This is a genomic window from Streptomyces sp. NPDC000878, from assembly GCF_053599695.1.
This window is the reverse complement of the sequence record NZ_JBSFMT010000013.1, coordinates 47969-68813: the sequence shown is the minus strand read 5'-3', so window position 1 is coordinate 68813 and position 20845 is coordinate 47969. Positions and strand designations below refer to the sequence as shown.

Here is a 20845-nt window from a genome sequence, read left to right as displayed (position 1 = left end):
TCCAGCACGCGTCACAGGGTCGGAACAGGAACAGGGTCAGACCTGCGCCTTCGCCTCCTCCTTCACCTCGTCCTTCCCCTTGCCGGTCGCCAGCATGAGCACCAGGTAGAGGACCATCGAGGTGCCCAGGCCCACGGCCCAGCCGTAGTTCGCCAGCGAGGACAGTGCCGGGATGGGCCGCCCGTCGATCAGCGGCGCGAAGTTGGCGCCGCCGACGGCCAGCACACCGCCGACCAGGAACGCGACGACCGCACGCCAGTTCCAGCCGTTGTCGTACCAGTAGCGTCCGCCCGCCTTGTACAGGTCGGCGAGGTCGAGCTTGCCGCGGCGCAGGATCCAGTAGTCGGCGATGAGGATGCCGGCGACCGTGCCGAGCAGACCGCCGACCAGGCCGAGCCAGGTGAAGATGTAGCCCTGCGGGTCGGAGTACAGCTTCCACGGGAAGATCAGGACGCCGAGTACGCAGGTGGCGAGCGCGCCCGCCCGGAAGCTGATCTTGCGCGGGGCGATGTTGGAGAAGTCGAAGGCCGGGGAGACCAGGTTGGCCGCGACGTTCACGGACAGGGTCGCCACCAGCACGGTGACCAGGGCGAACAGCAGGCCGAAGACGTTGTCGGTCTTGGCGGCGAGCTGTACCGGGTCCCAGATGGCCTCGCCGTACACGGCCTGCGAGCCCGAGGTGACCATGACGGACAGGAACGCGAACAGCGTCATCGTGGTCGGCAGACCGAGCGCCTGCCCCCACGTCTGGGCCTTCTGGCTCTTCCCGTACCGGGTGAAGTCCGGGATGTTCAGCGACAGCGTGGACCAGAAGCCGATCATGCCCATGAGGGCGGGCGCGAAGATCTTCCAGAAGTCCGCGCCGTAGCCCAGCTTGGAGGGCTGGTCGAGCAGCGGACCGAAGCCGCCGGCCTTGTCGGCCATCCACCACAGCATCACGCCGGCGCCGAGGAGGACGAAGGGCGCGGCCCAGTTCTCGAAGCGGCGGATCGTCTCCATGCCCCGGTAGATGATCGCGACCTGGATCGCCCAGAAGATGGCGAAGGACAGCCACATCGTCCAGGCGTAGCCGCCGATCTTCCCGGCGTCGCTCCAGCCGTTGCCGATCAGCTTGCCGGCGAGGAAGTAGATCGCCTCGCCGCCGATCCAGGTCTGGATGCCGAACCAGCCGCAGGCCACCAACGCCCGTACGACGGCGGGGAGGTTGGCGCCCCGGATGCCGAAGGAGGCGCGGGCGAAGACGGGGAACGGGATGCCGTACTTGGGTCCGGCGTGTCCGGTGAGCAGCATCGGGATGAGCACGATCACGTTCGCCAGGGCGATCGTGAGCACGGCCTGCTTCCAGTCCATGCCCACGGCGATCAGACCCGAGGCGAGGGTCCAGGAGGCCGTGTTGTGGGCCATGCCCACCCAGAGAGCCGAGAAGTTGTACGTGGTCCAGGTGCGCTTCTCGATCGGAACCGGCAGCAGGTCCTCGTTGGCGTACGGCCCGCTGGGCACGGGCGCGTCGGGGGAGATCTCCACCCGGCCGTCGGCGAGGGTGAGTTGGGAGGACGGCGGTATGGCCGTGGGAGCGGTGTCGGTCATGGGCAGGCCAATCAATGAGGTGGGTCGGGAAAGGCCGTGCGGGTGGCGCGTTGGGGGATGCGCACAGGACACCCGGGGGTGTCCTGACCCCCTCCCCGGCAACCTGAACGCCGGGGAGAGGGAGATATCGGGGACGACGTAACACGGCGGCCGAACCGGTACGTCAGGCGTTGACGGCCGGGATCACCGTTGATCCGTAGGCGTCGATGACGGCTTCCTGGGCGTCGTGCATGTCGTAGACGGCGAACTGGTCGACGCCCAGTTCGCGCAGCTTGTTGAGCTTCTCGATGTGCATCTCGGGGGTGCCGATGATGCAGAACCGGTCGACGATCTCGTCGGGCACGAACTGGGTGTCGGGGTTGTCGGCGCGGCCGTGATGGGAGTAGTCGTACCCCTCGCGGGCCTTGATGTAATCGGTGAGTTCCTCGGGTACGGCGGCGGAGTGTTCGCCGTACTTCGACACCAGGTCGGCGACGTGGTTGCCGACCATCCCACCGAACCAGCGGCACTGCTCACGGGCGTGGGCGAGCGCCTCGGGCGAGTCGTCCTCGGTGATGTACGCGGGGGCGGCGACGCAGATCTTCACCTCGGACGGGTCGCGTCCGGCGGCGACGGCCGCGTCCTTGACCGTCTTCACCATGTACTCGGTGAGGTAGAGGTCCGAGAGCTGGAGGATGAACCCGTCGGCCTCCTCGCCGGTCATCTTGAGCGCCTTGGGGCCGTACGCGGCCATCCAGACGGGGAGTTCGGCGCCCGGCTTCACCCACGGGAACTTGATCACCGTACCGCCGAGGTCGGCCTCGTCACCGCGGCCGAGCGAGCGGATGACCTTCATCGCGCCGCTGATCCGGGCCAGCGTGTTGGGAGTTCGGCCGGCGACGCGCATCGCGGAGTCGCCGCGGCCGATGCCGCAGACCGTGCGGTTGCCGAACATGTCGTTGAGGGTCGCGAAGGTGGAGGCGGTGACCTCCCAGGTGCGGGTGCCCGGGTTGGTGACCATCGGGCCGACCGTCAACTTCTCGGTGCTGGAAAGGATCTGACTGTAGATCACGAACGGTTCCTGCCACAGCACGGCGGAGTCGAAGGTCCAGCCGTACGTGAAGCCGTTGCCCTCGGCGCGCTGCATCAGCTCGATGACACGCGAGGCCGGCGGGTCGGTCTGCAGGACGAGTCCGAAGTCCATGAGCGCTGCTCCTAGTTGAGGTACTGACAGGTGGAGCGGGGGGTGTAGACGCCGTGACCCGCGCGTCCGGTGAACTCCCGCTCGGTGATGACGAGTTCGCCCCGCGAGAGGACGGTCTCGACGCGGCCGGTGATCCGCTTGCCCTCGTACGCCGAGTAGTCGACGTTCATGTGGTGGGTCTCGGCGGAGACGGTCTGCTCGGCGGCCGGGTCGTAGATGACGATGTCGGCGTCGGCGCCCGGGGCGATGGTGCCCTTCTTCGGGTAGAGGCCGAACATCCGGGCCGGGGTGGCGCAGGCGATCTCGATCCAGCGGCGGCGGCTGATGTGCCCGTCGACGACGGCCTGGTGGAGGAGGTCCATGCGGTTCTCGACGCCCGGGAGCCCGTTGGGGATCTTCGAGAAGTCGCCGCGGCCCAGTTCCTTCTGGCCCTCGAAGCAGAACGGGCAGTGGTCCGTGGAGACGACCTGGAGGTCGTTCGTCCGCAGCCCCCGCCACAACGCGGCCTGGTGGTCCTTGGGCCGAAGCGGCGTCGAGCACACGTACTTCGCGCCCTCGAAGTCCGGCTCCGCGAGGTTGTCCGTCGACAGGAACAGGTACTGCGGGCAGGTCTCGCCGAAGACGTTGAGCCCCTCGTCGCGCGCCCGTGCCAGCTCGGCGACTGCCTCCTGCGCCGAGACGTGGACGACGTACAGAGGTGCGCCGGCGACCTGCGCGAGCTTGATGGCGCGGTGCGTGGCCTCCGCTTCGAGGAGGGCCTTGCGGACCTCGCCGTGGTAGCGGGGGTCGGTCTCGCCCCGGGCCAGCGCCTGCTCGACGAGGACGTCGATCGCGATGCCGTTCTCGGCGTGCATCATGATCAGGCCGCCGTTCTCGGCGGAGCGCTGCATGGCGCGCAGGATCTGGCCGTCGTCGCTGTAGAAGACGCCCGGGTAGGCCATGAACTGCTTGAAGGAGGTGACGCCCTCCTCGACGAGCAGGTCCATCTCCTTGAGCGTGTCCTGGTTCACGTCGGAGACGATCATGTGGAAGGCGTAGTCGATGGCGCAGTTGCCGTCGGCCTTGGCGTTCCAGGTGTCGAGTCCGTCGCGCAGCGACTGGCCGACGCTCTGCACGGCGAAGTCGATGATCGTGGTCGTACCGCCCCAGGCGGCGGCCCGGGTGCCGGTCTCGAAGGTGTCCGAGGCGGCCGTACCGCCGAACGGCAGTTCCATGTGGGTGTGGGCGTCGACGCCGCCGGGGATGACGTACTTTCCGGTGGCGTCTATTGTCCGCTCGGCCGTCCAGGACTCGGCGGGGGCGCTTCCGCTGGTGGCGAGGGCGGCGATGCGGCCGTCCTCGATGAGGACGTCGGCGTGGATCTCGTCGGACGCGGTGATGACGAGTCCGCCTCGGATGACGGTACGGCCGGCCATGGGTTCACGCTCCTCGGTTGTCTACAAAGTGCCGGTTGTCTGTGGCTGGTCGCGCAGTTCCCCGCGCCCCTGAAGACAAAAGACAGGGGCGCGGGTGTGAGCGTCTGCTGTTTACGGTGCCGTCAGGGGGCCGTATGCCTCCGGGCGGCGGTCGCGGTAGAACTGCCAGCGGTCGCGGACCTCGCGCAGTTTGGCCAGGTCCAGGTCGCGGACGACGAGTTCGGTCTCCTTGTCGCTCGCCACCTCGCCGACGAACTGTGCCTCCGGGTCCACGAAGTACGAGGTCCCGTAGAAGTCGTTGTCGCCCAGCTCCTCGACGCCGACCCGGTTGATCGCGCCGACGAAGTACTCGTTGGCGACGGCCGCCGCCGGCTGCTCCAGCTGCCACAGGTAGGCGGACAGACCGCGCGAGGTGGCCGACGGGTTGAAGACGATCTCGGCGCCTTCGAGGCCCAGCGCACGCCAGCCCTCCGGGAAGTGCCGGTCGTAGCAGATGTAGACGCCGATCTTGCCCACGGCCGTCTCGAAGATCGGCCAACCCGCGTTCCCCGGGCGGAAGTAGAACTTCTCCCAGAACCCGGCGACCTGCGGAATGTGGTGCTTGCGGTACTTGCCGAGGTACGAGCCGTCCGCGTCGATCACGGCGGCCGTGTTGTAGAGGACGCCCGGCTGCTCCTCCTCGTACATCGGCAGGACGAGGACGATGCCCAGTTCCTTGGCGAGCGCCTGGAAGCGCTTGACGATCGGGCCGTTCGGGATCTGCTCGGCGTACTCGTAGAACGCCTTGTCCTGGACCTGGCAGAAGTACGGTCCGTAGAACAGCTCCTGGAAGCACATGACTTGAGCACCCTGCGCCGCGGCGTCGCGGACCGCCTGCTCGTGTACCTGGATCATCGACTCCTTGTCGCCCGTCCAGGCAGTCTGGAAGATGGCGGCGCGAATCACCCTGCTCATCGGGACCTCCGGTCACTCGGTGTACGCCGAGCCTAGGAAGCCTGAAGAGCGGGTTTGAGTTGCACGGTGTCACGCCTGCGGGCGTTCGGCGTTCCACGGTGTCACCCTGACATGGGCCCATGTTTCACCACTGTTTTCCCAGGTCCTCTGATGTTTCGGAGCGGTAAGACGGAGCAGTGCGCGATGCGGTCATCGGCCTTGCTGAGCATCGTGCGCGAGGAGCGCGATATGGACGGAGGCGGCCTGCTCGAAGTCGTCGAGATCGAGCCCGAGCCGCGCCTCTATCGCCTCCAGCCGTCGGTAGAGCGCGGGGCGCGAGACATGGTGCAGTTGCGCGGTACGTGACTTGTTGCGCCCGGTGGCGAGATAGGTCCGCAGGACCGGAAGCAGCTCGGACTCGCCCTCGGCCCCGCAGAGCAGCCCGTCCAGCTCCCGCTCGGCGAACGCCTGCACCTGCGGATCGTCCCGCAGCAGCCGGACAAGGCCACGCAGCCGTACGTCCCTCAGGTACACAAGGACCGGCAGATCCTGCCCCGCCGGGGTGTCCGTGACGGCCGCGGCGACGTGCAGCGCCTCGCGCAGTCCGGTGGGTACGTCGTCCCAGGAGCCGAGCGCCTCCGCGGCGGCAACGACGGTCCGGGCCCCGGTGGTCTCCGTCCGCAACCGGAGCGCGAAGTGCGCGGCCAGCGCCTTGGCGTCCTGGTCCCGGGCGAGGCTCAGCAGCACGGCGGTGGCGTCGTCGGCCAGCTCGGCGACCAGCCCCGGCAGCCCCAACAACCGCAGTACGCGGTCGAGTTCAGCGGGGTCACCGTCCCGTACGACCAGCGGCACGAACGTCCGCCGGTTGACGGGCAGTCCGGCGGCACGAGCCCTTGGCAACAGCTGCCGGGCCGGTACGACCCCGCTCACCAGGTCCGTGAGCAGGCTCTGCGCGGACTGCTCCTCCCAGGTGTGTACGGAGCCCCCGAGCATGCGGTGCAGGACGAGCGCCTCGGCGGCCCGGTCGGCGAGCAGCCGTCCGGTGGCGGCGTCGCCGCGGTATCCGCAGAGCACGATCCGCCCCCAGCGTTCCCCGCGCCCGCCCAACTCTGCGCGGATCCATCCGTCGCCCTCACTCCCACCCGCCTGCCGGGAGATGCGCTCCCAGTCCCGCAGCACGTCGTCGACGGCCGACCGCTCCCCCGATGTGGCGAGGACGCGATGGGCGAGGTTGGTGACGACCACGGGACAGCCACTGTGCGAGGCGACCTCGTCGAGGAGCAGTTGCAGCGGGGCGCCGCTCGTGATCAGCCCGGTGAGGGCGGTCCGTACCGCCTCGGACAGGCTCACGGCGGCGAACTTCCGCCGTACGAGCCTGGATTGGACCTCCTCCGTCAACTCGGCGAAGGGGAACGGTCGGTGGAGCACCACCATCGGCAGCCCGCACCGCTCGGCCGCGCGCCGCATGACGTCCGGCGGCGCGGGAAAGGCGCGGCCGAGTCCGAGGACGACGGCCGCGGCCTCCGCGCGGTGCAGCGAGCGGATGTACTCGACCTGGGCCTCTTCGTCCCCGGCGAGCAGCACGCCGGTCGTGAGCACCATCTCGCCGCCGCTGAGCATCACACCGACATCGGCGGCCTCGGCGACATGCACCCAGCGCACCGCCCGGTCGAGCTGCCCGGCCCCGGCCACCACCTCGGGCTCGCCCGCGAGCACCCGTTCCAGGCCGAGGACCTGGCGGACCGACAGGGCGGGTTCCAAGGTGGTGGTCATGAGCATGGGCCGACTTCCTTGCTGTGGTGTTACTGGACGCAGCTCCTCAGAGCGCGTTCGAGGATCGCGGCGCCCTCCTCGGCCTCCGCGACGGTGAGCGACAGCGGCGGTGCGATGCGCAGCGCGCTGGTGTTGTGGCCGCCGCCCTTGCCGAGGAGCAGCCCTTCCGCCCTGGCCGCTTCGAGCACGGCGGCTGCGGTCTCCGGATCGGCGGTGTCGGTACCGGGCTTCACCAGCTCGACGCCGATCATCAACCCGCGCCCACGGACCTCCCGTACGCCCGGAAGCTGCGCGGCGACGGCCCGCAGCCGTTCGATGAGCAGTCCGCCGACGCGCCGGGCGTTGCCCTGGAGGTCGTGTTCCAGGAGGTACGTGAGGTTGGCGAGGCCGGCCGCCATGGTGATCTGGGTGCCGCCGAAGGTCGAGATGGAGTTGGAGTCGAGGCAGTTCATGATCTCGGCGCGGGCCACGACCCCGCCGATGGACATGCCGTTGCCGATGCCCTTGGCGAAGGTGACGATGTCCGGCGGACCGTTCTCCGCGTGCGCCTGCCAGCCCCAGAAGTGCTCACCGGTGCGTCCCCAGCCGGTCTGCACCTCGTCGGCGATCCAGAGGATGCCCCGCGCCGCCAGCACCTCGCGGAAGGCCGCGTACAGCCCGTCGGGCGGGGAGGTGAAACCGCCGACGCCCTGGATGGGCTCGGCGATCAGGGCCGCGGGCGGACGGACGTGACCGAGCAGGTCCTCCAGGTCGGCGACGCAGGCGGCGATGAACTCGTCGTCGCTCAGATCGGCGTACGGACCGCGCGAGCGGACGCCGCCGTGGACGTACAGGGTCTGGAGCGGGGACAGGGAGGTCGGGGACCAGCCCTTGTTGCCCGTAATGCCGACCGTGCTGAACGAACGCCCGTGGTAGCTGTTGCGCATCGCCAGGATCTGGTTGCTGCGCCGGTAGGACGTGGCGAGGAGGAGGGCCGTGTCGTTGGCCTCCGTGCCTGAGGTGGTGAAGAAGACGCGGGCGTCCGGGATGCCGGACAACTGGGCGACGCGCTCGGCGAGTTCGACCATCGGGCGGTTGAGGTAGAGCGTGGACGAGTGGATGATCCGCCCGGCCTGTTCGCTCACCGCCTTGGTGATCTCGGGCAACGCGTGCGCGGTCATCGTGGTGAGGATGCCGCCGAAGAAGTCGAGGTACTGCTTCCCGTCCGCGTCCCACACGTACCGGCCCTCGCCGTGCGTGATCTCGATCGGGTCCTCGTAGTAGAGGGCGAGCCAGTCCGGCAGGACAGCCTTGTGTCGCCCGTACAGATCGCTCACGGCTGCACCAGCCCTTCGTACGCGTCCGGCCGCCGGTCCCGGTAGAAGGCCCACTGCTGCCGGACTTCCTCGATGAGATCGAAATCCAGGTCCCGCACGACGAGTTCCTCGTCCTTGTCGCTGGCGACCTCGCCGACGAACTGGCCGCGCGGGTTGACGAAGTACGAGGTCCCGTAGAAGTCGTTGTCCCCGTACTCCTCCTGCCCCACCCGGTTGATGGCGGCGATGAAGTACTCGTTGGCGACGGCCGCGGCGGGCTGCTCCAGCTGCCAGAGGTAGGCGGAGAGGCCGCGCGAGGTGGCGGACGGGTTGTAGACGAGCTGGGCACCGTTCAGACCGAGCTGCCGCCAGCCTTCCGGGAAGTGGCGGTCGTAGCAGATGTAGACGCCGATCTTCCCGACGGCCGTCTCGAAGATCGGCCAGCCGAGGTTGCCGGGCTTGAAGTAGTACTTCTCCCAGAACCCCTTGACCTGCGGGATGTGGTGCTTGCGGTACTTGCCGAGGTAGGTCCCGTCGGCGTCGATCACGGCCGCGGTGTTGTAGTAGAACCCGGACTGCTCGACCTCGAAGACCGGGACGACGATCACCATGCCGGTCTCGCGCGCCAGCTCCTGCATACGGGTCACCGTGGGCCCGTCGGGCACGGGCTCGGCCCAGCTGTAGTGCTCGGGCTCCTGGACCTGGCAGAAGTAGGGGGCGTTGAAGACCTCCTGGAACCCGATGACCTTGGCACCCTGCCGGGCCGCCTCACGGGCGTGCTCCACATGTTTGGCGACCATGGACTCGGTGTCCCCGGTCCAGGTCGCCTGAACCAGAGCGGCACGTACGACGTTGGCCATGACCTGTTCCTTCCGGCTGGACGTCAGAGAGCCTCTACGCCCGTAGACAGAGGCCGTAGGGGCTTGAAAGTAAGCCTCCGGAAGAGCCTTGCCAAGACCATCGCCGTTAACCCGCGGAGTCGATCACGTTTCACACCCCGGTGGGCGAGTCGTGAGCACCCGGGTCACGCACTGTGGCCTGCCACTCGGAGTGCGTGCACCAGATCCCAGTAGCAGTCCTCGGAGGCACCGCGGGCCGCCTCCAGGAGCAGCGGGACGAGGCTCTGGGGGTCGGCGGCGACGCTGCGGGCGGCCTCCTCGGGGGTGCGGACGCGGACGTACGCGTCGAGCAGCGCACGCGCCTCGCGCTGTCTGCCCTCCTCGACGAGCCCGAGCACGGCCTCGCCGACCTCCTGTGCCGGCCGCACGATGCCCTGCCGCAGAATCTGCTGGCCGTCGTTCCCCCGCCCGGCCGCGACGAGCGCGTCGGCGGCGGCGACCAGCTGAGCGGCCGGCAGCGACGCGGCCTCCCAGAGCAGGGTGGCCCAGTCGGCGCCGAGCCCGGCGCGGTGCAGTTCGGCGGCGAGCAGCGGAAAGCGGGCGGCCGGCCAGTAGGCGGCCTCGACGAGCAGCGCGTGCGCCTCCCCGCTGCGCCCCTCTCTCCGCAGTCGTACGAGGCTGCGGACGGCGTCGATGGTGTCGTGCCGGGCGTCGTCGTCCAGCGCCTCCCGCTTGGGCACCACGGGCTTCACGGCAGCGGCGGCCCCGGCGAACCGCGCCCCGCGCGGGTTGCGGCGGGTCGGGGCGGCGGGCGCGGGCATGACCGGCATGGACGTCGGGTCGACGGTGGGTGTGGCGCCGGTGTCCGCGTCGTCCATCATCCCGGCGAACCGGGCGCTGCCTCGGGTGCGGCGTTTGGAGCGCTGCTTGGGGGCGCGATCGGGTTCCGGCTCGGGGTCGGGTTCGGGGGTGGCGGCCGGGGCCGGGGCGTCGTACCAGTCGGCGGGCAGTTGTGGTGTCGTGCGCTCGGCCGGGGGTTCCGGGGCGTCGGCCTCGCGGGGGTCGTCCTGGTCGTCCGCGCTGACGGAGCGGCGGATGTGGTCGCGCCAGGGACGCAGGTCGTCGTCGGAACCCGACCGGTCAGGGTCGCGGTCGTCTCCGTGGCGGGCGGGACCGGAGCCGTCCGGAGCCTGCCGCTGGGAGCCGGGCCCGTTCTCGTACCCGGCGGCGGTGTCGTTGTCCGCACCCTGCCGGCGGGCGCTGTGCTCGTCGACGTAGCCGGCGGCCGGTCGGGGGCCGCGCTCGTCGTCGTACCAGGCTCCCGTGTCGTCGCCCGGATGCCGCTCGTCGGTCTCGGTGCGCTGCCTCGGCAGGTTCAGGGGGTCGGCGGGCTGCGGGGCGTTGTGGACGCGGGCGGCGAACAGGCCCGCCTCCTCGTCGGGGTCGCGGCGGGGAATGGTCGCCCCGCTCACCGCCCGGCGGGCCAACTGGTCCAGGCGGGACCGGAGTTCGACGCAGCGCGCGGAGGCGCGTTCGTGGTCGTCGTGTGCCCAGGCGAGGTCGAGGCGGAACCCCTCGGCCTCCTCGTGGGTACCGGCGGAGTTGAGCAACCGGCCCAGCTCGACGAGCCGTTCGGCGGCGTACTTCTGTTCGCGGAGCATCACGTCGAGCCGGTCGCCGAGGGTGTCCCGGGCGCCGGGCCGGTTGTCGAACGCGGTGATCGAGGCCTGGTGCAGGGCACGCGCCCGCTCGGCCTCGGGGGTGACGGCATCGGTTCCGTATTCGGTGGCGAGATCGTGGAGCAGCGCCTCCACGACGTCCCAGGGCGGCACTTCGTACCCGTCCAGACAGGCGCGCATACCGTCGGGGTCGCGCTGCCAGAACACGCCGCACCAGCCCGCGCCCTGGTCGAGGCGGGCCAGCAGGCCGCTCAGATACCGCGCGAACTCCCGCACCTGCCCCGGGAGTTGTTCCACCGCCATGATGTCCACCCCATGCCCGAACGGAGTACTCCGTCCCGTAGAAAACACCAGTCGTGTTACGGAAGGGCTACGGGGGGTTTTCGGACCGGACGCAGAGTACCGCGCACCCAGCGGAACGTGATGTGAACCGGGGCCACAATGGCCGGAACCGCCCCACGGGGCTCACGCCGCGACCGGGGCGAGTGGCGCGCACTGCCCGACCAGTTCGTCCATGGACAGTCCGAGGACCCGCGCGAGGGCCGCGACCGTGAAGAAGGCCGGCGTCGGCGCCCGCCCGGTCTCGATCTTACGGAGGGTCTCGGCGGAGATTCCGGCGCGGGCCGCGATCTCCGCCATGCTGCGGCCACCACGCGCCTCACGCAGCAGCCGGCCGAGCCGCTCGCCGCGTTCACGCTCTTCGGGGGTGAGAGGAGTGCGTACCATGACGCCATTCTAATACCGGTATAGTAATTGGCATGGTGGAACTGAAGACAGACACAGCGATCGACGCCATGTACGAGACGGGCCAGGTGGTCGGCAGAGGCCTGACGGCCGTCCGAGAGGCCGCTGCCGTGGGCGTTTCCCTTCGGGAACTGGACGAGGTGGCGCACGAGGTGCTGCGCGCGGCCGGGGCGACCTCCCCCTTCCTGGGCTACCGGCCCTCCTTCGCGCCGACGCCGTTCCCGGCGGTGCTCTGCGTCTCGGTGAACGACGCGATCGTGCACGGCATCCCGGACGACTACCGGCTGCGGGACGGCGACCTCGTCTCCGCCGACTTCGGCGCCGAACTGGGCGGCTGGGCGGGCGACTCGGCGACGAGCTTCATCGTGGGCGAGCCGCGCCCGGCCGACGTACGGCTCGTCGAGACCGCCGAGCGGGCCCTCGCGGCGGGCATCGCGGCGGCGGTCGTCGGCAACCGCATCGGCGACATCGCGCACGCGATCGGCGAGGTGTGCCGCAGCGCGGGGTACGGCATCCCGGACGGCTTCGGCGGCCACGGCATCGGCCGCCGGATGCACGAGGACCCCCCGGTCCCGAACGAGGGCCGGCCCGGCCGGGGCATGCCGCTGCGCCACGGCCTGGTCCTGGCGATCGAGCCCATGCTGATCGGCAGCGGCAAGGACGGCTACCACGAGGCCCCGGACGGCTGGACCCTGCGCACGAACGACGGCTCCCGCGCGGCCCACGCCGAACACACCGTGGCGATCACGGAGTCGGGACCGCGGGTCCTCACGGCACGCCAGGAGGCGCACACGAGCCGGGCGTGACGTACGGCTCCATGCGCATCAGGAACGGCACTTCGGCGGACGCGGAGAGCATCGCGGCCCTGCACACGGCCAGTTGGCGCAGCGCGTACACCGCGCTCATGCCCGCCGCGTACCTGGCCGGCCCGCTGGCGGCGGAGCACCTCGCCAAGTGGCGAACGCGCACGACCGAACTGTCGGCCGACCGATGTCTCCTGCTGGCCGAACAGAACGGAGACCTCTGCGGCTTCATCCACCTGGACACGGCCACGGACGGCCGGGTCCACGTGGACAACCTGCACGCCCGCCCGGACCACGTCGGCACCGGCGTCGGCCGCACCCTGCTGCACCACGGCTTCGCCTGGGCGGCCCGCCACCACCCCGGCCAGGACGTCTACCTGGAGGTCCTGGCCGGCAACGCCCGCGCGATCACGTTCTACGAGCGCGCGGGCGGCCTGCGCACGGCCGAACGCCCACTGCGGATGGCCGCGGGCTTCACCGTGCCGGAGATCGAGTACACGTGGCCGGCGGCGAAGGTCCACGGGTACGAGGGCGGGCCGCCGGCCTCGTAGCCGTGGTCCGCGACCACGAGGACGGGCGGGCGGCCCGCGTCACGCAGGGCGCCGCCCGCCCCGGTCGGCTCAGGACGCCGGTCGTACCACCATCGCCGAGCCGCCGCCCCGGCGTACCGTCTCCGCTGCCGCCAGCCACTTGCCGTTGGGCAGGCGTTGTACGCCGGTTGCCGCTCCGATCTCGGGGTTGAGGCGGAAGCCGTGGCCGATGGCCTCCAGCCTGGTCCTCAACTCGCTGTTCCACAGGCCTGGTTCGAGTTCAGTGGTCGTCTGGTTGCGCTGGCTGGCACGTGGTGCCGCGATGGCGTCGACCAGCGGGAGCCCCCGGTCGAGGAAGCCCGTGAGGGTCTGCAGGACGGTCGTGATGATGGTCGCGCCGCCCGGTGAGCCGAGGGCCACGACCGGCTTGCCGTGGGCGTCCAGGACGATCGTCGGGGACATCGACGAGCGCGGTCGCTTGCCCGGGCCGGGCAGGTTCGGGTCGGGGACGGCCGGGCTGGCCGGGGCGAAGGAGAAGTCGGTCAGTTCGTTGTTGAGGATGAATCCGCGGCCCGGGACCGTGATGCCGCTGCCGCCGGTCTGCTCGATCGTCAGCGTGTAGGACACGACGTTGCCCCACTTGTCGGCGACCGTCAGATGCGTCGTGTTCTCGCCCTCGTACGTCGTCGGCGCCGCGACCCCGCTGGTGTCGCAGGCGGCGGGGTCGCGCGGGTCGCCCGGCGCGACCGGGCTCGTCAGCACCGCGTCGTCCTTGATCAGGCACTCGCGCGAGTCGGCGTACGACTGCGACAGCAGTTCCTTCGTCGGTACGTCCTCGAAGGCGGGGTCGCCCACCCAGCGCCCCCGGTCCGCGAAGGCGATCCGGCTCGCCTCGATGTAGCGGTGCAGGAACTGGACCTCGCTCGCCTTCGAAAGGTCCGTCTTCTCAAGGATGTTGAGGGCCTCACCGACCGTCGTCCCGCCGGACGAGGAGGGGGCCATCGAGTAGACGCCGAGGCCCCGGTACGAGGTCTTCGACGGCGCCTGGCGCTTCGCGCGGTAGGCCGCCAGGTCGGTCAGCGACAGCTTGCCGGGGCGCGCGTTGTAGCCCGAACCCGGGTCCACCGGAGGCTCGTTGACCGTGTCGACGATCTCCTTCGCCAGCTTCCCCCGGTACAGGGCACCGACGCCCTTGCGCCCCAACTCCTCGTACGTACGCGCCAGATCGGGATTCTTGAACGTCGACCCGACCACCGGCAGCGCACCGCCCGGCAGGAACAGCTCCGCCGTGTCCGGGAAGTATCTGAACCTGGCCTCGTTGGACGCGGTCTGCGACCGGAACGTGTCGTCCACCGTGAAGCCGTCGCGGGCGAGCCGCTCCGCCGGCTTCAGCAGCGTACCGAGCCGTTTGCTGCCCCAACTGTCCAGCGCCGCCTGCCAGGTCGCGGGCGTGCCCGGCGTACCGACGCCCAGCCCGCTGGTGACGGCGTCGGCGAAGGCGATCGGCTGCCCGTTCTCCAGGAACAGGCCCGAGTCGGCCGTCAGGGGTGCCGTCTCACGGCCGTCGATCGTCTGTACCGTACGGGACTTGGCGTCGTAGTAGACGAAGTAGCCGCCTCCGCCGATGCCGTTGGAGTAGGGCTCCGTGACGCCGAGCGCGGCGGCCGTGGCGACGGCGGCGTCCACCGCGTTGCCGCCCTTGCGCAGGATCTCGATCCCGGCGGCCGAGGCGTCCGCGTCCACGCTCGCCACGGCACCGCCGTACCCGACGGCGACCGGGACCTTCTCCGGAGCGGCATCCGCCGGCGTGGCGCCGGAGGGCGGCGCCGCCGCCCCCACCGACACCACAGCAGCCGAAACCGCCAGGACCGCCAGATTCCGCGCGACAGGGCGACGCATCAATACCTCCAGTCAACAGCCGTCCGCGCAGCGTAACTTCATCCCCGTGGTCCCGTAAGGGCCCCTCGAACACCGGTCCGGTGGACCGCTAACATGCGCGCCCATGACTGACGATGTGCGCAATATCGTCCTCGGTGTGGTCGCGGCCGGTATCAGCGCAGCCCTCGGCTGGCTGGCCCGCACCTATCTGTGGAAGCGCAAACTCCGCCGCAAGCAGGCCTTCTTCGGGCTGCCGGACAACTCCGAGTCGCTGCTCGTGGTGAACCGCGAGGCCGGTGGCCCCGAGTTGACGGTGATGCGCCACGACGTGTTCGCGCTCCTGGAACTCTCGGCGCTCATCAAAGACTGCAACGCCCACGCCCAGGTCGTCGCCCACGACGCCGCACAACAGGGGTTCGGCGAGCGGACCGAGTTCTGTGTGGGCGGACCGGCCTCCAATCGCCGCATGCTGGCCCATCTGCACTCGCTGCTCCCCGGCGTCCGCGTCAACGTCGACGCCGAACCCGGCCCGGACCGCGGCGCCTTCCAGATCGGCACCGAGCGCTACCGGCTGGAGGGGGGCAAGAGCGAGTACGTGATCCTCGCGCGGCTCACCGCAGGCCAGAGCGGCGAGGCCCGGCCGGTCTTCCTCTTCTGCGGCCAACGCGCGATCACCAACCAGGCGGCGACCCGCTATCTCGCCCGCAACCACGAACGGCTGACCCGCAAACACGGCAACAACTCGTTCGCCCTGCTCCTCAAGGTCGTCAACTCGCAGGCGTACGGGCCCGATGTCGTCGAGGTCGTCGCGGACATCACCCGGGTGGCACAGACGCCGCTGCCCGCCGCCGCCACCCCGCGCAGCTCCCACCGCGCCTCGTAGCCGGCGGTGGAGGGTCGCGGGCGCCGGAACCAAGGAGAGCGGCGCCCACGTCGCGTACCTCTGCGACGTGGGCCCGCTCGGCCTCGGCGAGCTGGTCGGCCCGGTCGACCCGCTCCGCGTCGAGCACAACCCGACCGGCGCGCAGCTGACCTCCTCCTCGGCGGAGCACGACGCCTCACTTGTGTCGGTGCCCCTGCACGAGCAGTGATCTCCGGCTGCCGCCGGGCGAACGCATGCCCTTCTACTACTGCCCGCCTGGCAGCAGCGTCCCTGATTCGGCCGGTGCCACGTCCACGGCCTCGGTTCCCATCACCACAGGGATGAACCGCAAATCGTAGTCGAGGTTCACCGCGGCCGATTTCCCGGCCCGGCCGACGTCGAACCTCAGTGCTTGAGGATCTTGGAGAGGAAGTCCTTGGCGCGGTCGCTGCGGGGGTTGGTGAAGAACTCGTCCGGGCTTCGGTCCTCGACGATACGGCCGTCCGACATGAAGACGACCCGGTTGGCGGCCGAACGGGCGAAGCCCATCTCGTGAGTGACGACGACCATCGTCATGCCCTCACGGGCCAGTTGCTGCATGACCTCCAGGACTTCGTTGATCATCTCCGGGTCGAGCGCCGACGTCGGCTCGTCGAAGAGCATGACCTTGGGGTCCATGGCGAGGGCGCGGGCGATGGCGACCCGCTGCTGCTGGCCGCCGGAGAGCTGGGCCGGGTACTTCGGCGCCTGCGAGGCGAGGCCCACCCGGTCGAGGAGTTCACGGGAGCGTCTGTCGGCCTCCTCCTTCTTCCGCCCGAGCACCTTGACCTGCCCCAGCGAGATGTTCTGCAGGACGGTCTTGTGGGCGAAGAGGTTGAACGACTGGAAGACCATCCCGACTTCGGCCCGCAGCCGCGCGAGCGGCTTGCCCTCGTCGGGCAGCAGCTGTCCGTCGAGCCTGATCGTCCCGGACTCGATCGCCTCCAGCCGGTTGATCGCCCTGCACAGAGTGGACTTGCCCGACCCGGACGGGCCGATGACCACGACCACCTCCCCCCTGCCGACGGTGAGGTTGATGTCCTGGAGAACATGCAGCTCACCGAAGTGCTTGTTGACTTCCTGCAACTCGATCAGCGGATCGACGGCCATGCCCAGCCCTACTTACTCTCAGCCGTGTCGTGGTTGCCGCAAACTATCCAGACAAGAGTGGAGTGAGGACACGACACGCACTTTTCGGTCATAAGCCGTATTTACGTCAGCCATACACCCGGCACCTCCACCCTCGGCTACGACTCCGAGACCTCCGCGTACAGCTGCGACAGCTCGGGGGCACCACTGGACGCCCACGCGTGGCCGGAGGCGACGACGTCGAACTCACGGCCCGACGACAGCCGTACGACGGGCTGGCCGTTCGGCCAGAAGTCCCAGACGGCACCGGGGACGGTCCGCACGATGACCGTGCCGAGGTAGAGACCCGCGTCGTTGCCGAGCCAGGACAGCGCCTCCTCGTCGTCCCGCCAGCCCGGCAGCAGCTGGTCCAGCGCCTCCAACGAGGCGGCGGAGTCGTCGAGTTCGACGCCCTCCCGGCCGGCCTGGGAGCGGAGCAGCTCGCACTCGGAGAGGAGTCCGGCGACCGCCTCGGGGTCGTGCTCCCCCTCGGAGAACACCGCCACGCCTCGGGCGAGTCCATGCTTCTTGCGCCAGTTGCCCAGGAAAGGGATGTTCATACGTCCAGCGTGTCATTCACACCGCCGACCGCACCACTGGGCGCGCGGGGCCGCCGGTTCCGGCCAACTTCCCCGCCCGCCCGGGCCCGGCGCACCTGCCGCATTGACGGGCACCTGGTACCTCTTTAGCTTCACACAGCATTGAGCGGCGGGCCGAGTCGACCGAGGGGACGCACATGCGCCGAGGCAGCCGAGTCGGGCGGGGACCGGGGCTCCGAGGTCTCTGGGGCCCGGGCGTCATCCTCGCCCTGTGCGCGACGCTCACCCCCCTGTCGTCCACGGCCGAGGCCACCGAACCCCTCCCCCTCACCCAGTACTTCGACAACACCGCCATCAGCGACGACGCCCTCCCCGGCGCGGCCGACTTCGACGGCTCGGGCGCCTCCGTGTCGGCCCAGGACCTGACGGCCGCCGGCTGGACCAGGGGCCGCGCCCTCACCGTCCAGGGCGCCCGGCTGACCTGGCCCTGCCGCGAACCGGGCGAGCCGGACAACGTCCGCGCCGCCGGCCAGCCCGTACGGGTGCGCGGGGAGGGCGACGCCCTCGCGTTCCTCGTCGCCGGCACCGGTGGCTCCGAGGTGAGCGGCGCGGGCACGGTCTCGTACGCGGACGGTACGGAGTCCTCGTACCGGCTGACCGCCCCGGACTGGCGCACCGGCCCCCTCGGTGCCAAGGCGGTCGCGCTGCCGCATGTGAACACGCCCACCGGCCAACTCGCCGAGAAGGCACGGCTGTACGTCGTCACCGTGCCGATCGCACGTGGCCACGAGGTCGAGTCCGTCCGGCTGCCGTACGCGGCCGACCTGCATGTGTTCGCCCTCTCGGTACGGCCCGACACCGCTGGCTGGACCGGCAGTTGGGCGGCGCCGACCTCGACGTACGCGACCGTCGGCCCGTGGACCGACCGGACGCTGCGGCTGGTGGTGCACACGTCGGCCGGCGGGCCACGGGTCCGGGTCCGCTTCGACAACACGTTCGCGTCGGCGCCGGTACGGATCGGCAGCGCGACGGTGGCCGTGCAGTCGGCGGGCGCGACGGCGAGCGGTACGCCGGTGCCGCTGACGTTCGGGGGCGCGGCGGGGGCCGAACTCCCGGCCGGGGCACAGGCGTTCAGCGATCCGCTGGACTTCGCGGTGCCCGCGGACGCCAATCTGCTGGTGAGCTTCCATCTGCCGGGCACGGTGACGGCGGCCCCGCTGCACCGGCTCGCACAGCAGCGCTCGTACGTCAGCGAGCCGGGCGACCACACGGCGGACGGCTCCCCGACTCCGTACACCTCGACTCTGACGACGTGGCCGCTGCTGACGGGCGTCGACGTGGGTGACGGTCCCGGGTCGGTGGTGGTGCTCGGCGACTCGATCACCGACGGCGAGCGCTCGACCGTGGACGCCAACCGGCGCTGGCCCGATGTGCTCGCCGACCGGCTGCGGGCCCAGAGCGCGGTTCCGCACTACGGCGTCCTCAACCAGGGCATCGCCGCGAACCGCATCCTCACCGACCGCTACCCGGGCGACGGCGTCTCGACCGACTCGGGCGGGGTGAGCGCCCTGCACCGCCTGGACCGGGACGTCCTCGCCCAGACTTCGGCCCGTACGGCGATCGTCTTCCAAGGCGTGAACGACCTGCGGACAGGTGCGTCGGCGGGCGATGTCATCGCCGGGCTACGGGAGTTGGCCGAGCGGGTGCGGGCGCGGGGGGTGCGGGCGCTGGTCGCGACGATCGGGCCGTGCGGGGGTGAGGCGCGGTGCACCTCGGTCGTCGACGGTCAGCGGGTTGCCGTCAACACGTGGATCCGCGAGGAGGCGGTGTCCGACGGTGGTTTCGAGGGGGCCGTGGACTTCGACGCGGCGTTGCGGGATCCGGCACAGCCGACACAATTGCGTCCCGCGTATGACAGTGGAGACCATCTGCATCCCGGTGATGCGGGGTTGGCTGCGCTGGCGGGGGCGGTGCAACTGGGGGCGCTGGTTCCGTAGGCGCCGTGGGTCTGGTGGCCGTCCCTGGGGGCGCTGCCCCCAGACCCCCGTATCGCGCTGAACGCGCTCGTCCTCAATCGCCGGACAGGCTAGGGGTGCGCGCCCGGCGCTGAAAAGGTCCCCAAGCCCAGGAGGACGGGTCACCGCGCCCTGGAGAACAGGACCCCCTACACCTCCAGGTCCACCACCACAGGGGCGTGATCAGACGCCCCCTTCCCCTTCCGCTCCTCGCGGTCGACGTACGCGTCCTTGACCGCCTTGGCGAACGGCTCGTTGCCGTACACCAGGTCGATGCGCATGCCCCGGTTCTTGGGGAAGCCGAGCTGGCGGTAGTCCCAGTACGTGAACGGGTGGTCGTACTTCAGGGGGCGGGGGACGACGTCCGTGAGGCCCGCCTCGCGCAGGGACGCCAGGGCGGCGCGCTCCGCCGGGGTGACGTGGGTGAGGCCCTCGAAGGCGGCCAGGTCGTAGACGTCGTCGTCCGTCGGGGCCACGTTGTAGTCGCCCAGGACCGCGAACGGGCGGCTGCCTGCCGCGTCCCCGGCGACCGCTGCCTTCAGAGCCTCGAACCACTGGAGCTTGTAGGCGTAGTGGGGGTGGTCCACCTCGCGGCCGTTCGGTACGTACACCGACCAGACGCGGACCGGGCCGCAGGTCGCGGAGATGGCACGGGGTTCCTCGACGCCCTCGTAGCCGGGGTCGCCGGGCAGGCCCCGCACCACGTCCTCCAGGCCCACGCGGGAGATCACCGCGACGCCGTTCCACCTGCCGGTCGCGTTGACCGCCACCTCGTAGCCCAGCTCGCGCAGCTGGTCGGACGGGAACTGCTCGGCGGCGACCTTGGCCTCCTGGAGGCACAGCACATCCGTGCCGGTGCTCTCCAGCCAGGCCAGCAGCCTCGGCAGGCGGGCGGTGATCGAGTTCACGTTCCAGGTCGCGATGCGCATGCCCCACAACCTACCCGCCGGGTCTGACAACGCGGCTCAGACCTCCGCCGACGTCCCTGGCGTGAGGCGGTGGTGCTCGGAGCCGCCCAGGCCGCCGACGAGACGGTCGTAGATCGGGCGGGCGAGGTCGGTGAGCAGGGCGTCGTGGATGTCGTACGCGCGCTGCGGCTTGACCTCGCGGACGTAGTCGACGACCTCGGAGAGCTTGCTCCAGGGGGCCATGACCGGGAGCAGCAGGGTGTCGACCGGGTGGTCGGGGACCGTGAGGGCGTCGCCGGGGTGGAAGACGGAGCCGTCGACGAGGTAGCCGACGTTCGTGATGCGCGGGATGTCCGGGTGGATCACGGCGTGCAGTTCGCCGTGGACCTGGACCTCGAAGCCCGCGGCGGTGAACGTGTCGCCGTGGCCGACGGTGTGGACGCGGCCCGGGAAGGCTGCGGAGAGCTGCTCCGCGACCGAGGCGAGGGTCCAGATCTCGGCGGCCGGGTAGGCGTCCAGGGCGGCGCGCAGCTGTCCCTCGTCGAAGTGGTCGGCGTGCTCGTGGGTGACCAGGATCGCGTCGGCGCCGGCCGCGGCGTCCTCCTCGCTGAATCCCCCGGGGTCGAGGACGAGCGTCTGCCCGTTCTTCTCCAGACGGATGCAGGCGTGCGACTTCTTCGTGAGCTTCATGCATC

General features: G+C 70.4%; 18 protein-coding genes and 2 pseudogenes. 5 read left to right on the top strand and 15 right to left on the bottom strand.

Annotated features, from left to right (window positions below; genetic code table 11):
- Positions 1 to 36: 36 nt before the first annotated feature.
- The 9 genes from ACWDR4_RS14660 to ACWDR4_RS14620 form a co-directional block, all read right to left on the bottom strand.
- Positions 37 to 1587 (bottom strand): NCS1 family nucleobase:cation symporter-1, encoded by a 1551-nt coding sequence (locus ACWDR4_RS14660; RefSeq protein ID WP_450408337.1) that lies wholly within the window; start codon positions 1585 to 1587, stop codon positions 37 to 39.
- A 163-nt stretch (positions 1588 to 1750) separates the two neighbouring features.
- Entirely contained in the window at positions 1751 to 2770 is a 1020-nt protein-coding gene (locus tag ACWDR4_RS14655; protein ID WP_450408334.1) for a TIGR03842 family LLM class F420-dependent oxidoreductase, read from the bottom strand.
- An 11-nt stretch (positions 2771 to 2781) separates the two neighbouring features.
- Positions 2782 to 4185: a dihydropyrimidinase gene (gene hydA / locus ACWDR4_RS14650; RefSeq protein ID WP_450408331.1), complete on the bottom strand. Its 1404-nt coding sequence runs from the start codon at positions 4183 to 4185 to the stop codon at positions 2782 to 2784.
- A 111-nt stretch (positions 4186 to 4296) separates the two neighbouring features.
- Positions 4297 to 5139: a nitrilase-related carbon-nitrogen hydrolase gene (locus ACWDR4_RS14645; protein WP_450408329.1), complete on the bottom strand. Its 843-nt coding sequence runs from the start codon at positions 5137 to 5139 to the stop codon at positions 4297 to 4299.
- A 189-nt stretch (positions 5140 to 5328) separates the two neighbouring features.
- The gene (locus ACWDR4_RS14640; protein WP_450408326.1) at positions 5329 to 6891 is read right to left on the bottom strand and encodes a PucR family transcriptional regulator; all 1563 of its coding nucleotides are present in this window, start codon (positions 6889 to 6891) and stop codon (positions 5329 to 5331) included.
- A 29-nt stretch (positions 6892 to 6920) separates the two neighbouring features.
- On the bottom strand, positions 6921 to 8207 hold the full coding sequence (locus ACWDR4_RS14635) for an aspartate aminotransferase family protein (protein ID WP_450408323.1): 1287 nt from the start codon (positions 8205 to 8207) through the stop codon (positions 6921 to 6923).
- Positions 8204 to 9046: a nitrilase-related carbon-nitrogen hydrolase gene (locus tag ACWDR4_RS14630; protein WP_450408320.1), complete on the bottom strand. Its 843-nt coding sequence runs from the start codon at positions 9044 to 9046 to the stop codon at positions 8204 to 8206. The genes ACWDR4_RS14635 and ACWDR4_RS14630 overlap by 4 nt, the downstream gene beginning before the upstream one ends.
- A 164-nt stretch (positions 9047 to 9210) precedes the next feature.
- Positions 9211 to 11007 carry a hypothetical protein gene (locus ACWDR4_RS14625; RefSeq protein WP_450408317.1) on the bottom strand — a complete coding sequence of 599 codons (1797 nt, stop codon included), beginning with the start codon at positions 11005 to 11007 and terminating at the stop codon, positions 9211 to 9213.
- Positions 11008 to 11169: 162 nt separating this feature from the next.
- On the bottom strand, positions 11170 to 11430 hold the full coding sequence (locus ACWDR4_RS14620) for a helix-turn-helix domain-containing protein (RefSeq protein ID WP_450408315.1): 261 nt from the start codon (positions 11428 to 11430) through the stop codon (positions 11170 to 11172).
- Between the two features lie 32 nt (positions 11431 to 11462).
- Between ACWDR4_RS14620 and map the strand changes: the two genes are divergently transcribed.
- Positions 11463 to 12254, top strand: coding sequence for a type I methionyl aminopeptidase (gene map / locus ACWDR4_RS14615; protein ID WP_450408312.1), 792 nt, complete (start codon positions 11463 to 11465; stop codon positions 12252 to 12254).
- Positions 12251 to 12802 carry an N-acetyltransferase family protein gene (locus ACWDR4_RS14610; RefSeq protein ID WP_450408309.1) on the top strand — a complete coding sequence of 184 codons (552 nt, stop codon included), beginning with the start codon at positions 12251 to 12253 and terminating at the stop codon, positions 12800 to 12802. The genes map and ACWDR4_RS14610 overlap by 4 nt, the downstream gene beginning before the upstream one ends.
- Before the next feature lie 69 nt (positions 12803 to 12871).
- On the opposite strand, the gene ggt is transcribed toward ACWDR4_RS14610, so the two are convergent.
- A complete protein-coding gene (gene ggt / locus ACWDR4_RS14605; protein ID WP_450408307.1) occupies positions 12872 to 14680 on the bottom strand; it encodes a gamma-glutamyltransferase in 1809 nt (602 codons plus the stop codon).
- 103 nt (positions 14681 to 14783) lie between these two features.
- Here ggt and ACWDR4_RS14600 point away from each other — a divergent pair, with 103 nt between their 5' ends.
- Together ACWDR4_RS14600 and ACWDR4_RS14595 are read left to right on the top strand one after the other, a co-directional pair.
- Positions 14784 to 15542, top strand: coding sequence for a hypothetical protein (locus ACWDR4_RS14600; RefSeq protein WP_450408304.1), 759 nt, complete (start codon positions 14784 to 14786; stop codon positions 15540 to 15542).
- Positions 15543 to 15570: 28 nt separating this feature from the next.
- Positions 15571 to 15750, top strand: a pseudogene (locus ACWDR4_RS14595) (acyl esterase); the annotation flags it as partial.
- Between the two features lie 36 nt (positions 15751 to 15786).
- Here ACWDR4_RS14595 and ACWDR4_RS14590 read toward each other — a convergent pair.
- The 3 genes and pseudogenes from ACWDR4_RS14590 to ACWDR4_RS14580 all read right to left on the bottom strand — a co-directional run.
- Positions 15787 to 15909: pseudogene (locus ACWDR4_RS14590) on the bottom strand (amino acid ABC transporter permease); the annotation flags it as partial.
- 17 nt (positions 15910 to 15926) lie between these two features.
- Positions 15927 to 16670, bottom strand: a complete 744-nt coding sequence (locus ACWDR4_RS14585) for an amino acid ABC transporter ATP-binding protein (RefSeq protein WP_450408301.1) — start codon at positions 16668 to 16670, stop codon at positions 15927 to 15929.
- Between the two features lie 137 nt (positions 16671 to 16807).
- Complete coding sequence (locus ACWDR4_RS14580; protein ID WP_450408300.1) at positions 16808 to 17248, bottom strand: DUF6278 family protein; 441 nt, start codon at positions 17246 to 17248, stop codon at positions 16808 to 16810.
- A gap of 176 nt (positions 17249 to 17424) precedes the next feature.
- Here ACWDR4_RS14580 and ACWDR4_RS14575 point away from each other — a divergent pair, with 176 nt between their 5' ends.
- On the top strand, positions 17425 to 19224 hold the full coding sequence (locus ACWDR4_RS14575; protein ID WP_450408298.1) for an SGNH/GDSL hydrolase family protein: 1800 nt from the start codon (positions 17425 to 17427) through the stop codon (positions 19222 to 19224).
- A gap of 167 nt (positions 19225 to 19391) precedes the next feature.
- Here ACWDR4_RS14575 and ACWDR4_RS14570 read toward each other — a convergent pair whose 3' ends face one another.
- Positions 19392 to 20171, bottom strand: coding sequence for an exodeoxyribonuclease III (locus ACWDR4_RS14570; RefSeq protein ID WP_450408296.1), 780 nt, complete (start codon positions 20169 to 20171; stop codon positions 19392 to 19394).
- Between the two features lie 36 nt (positions 20172 to 20207).
- Complete coding sequence (locus ACWDR4_RS14565; protein ID WP_450408295.1) at positions 20208 to 20840, bottom strand: MBL fold metallo-hydrolase; 633 nt, start codon at positions 20838 to 20840, stop codon at positions 20208 to 20210.
- Between the last annotated feature and the right edge of the window lie 5 nt (positions 20841 to 20845).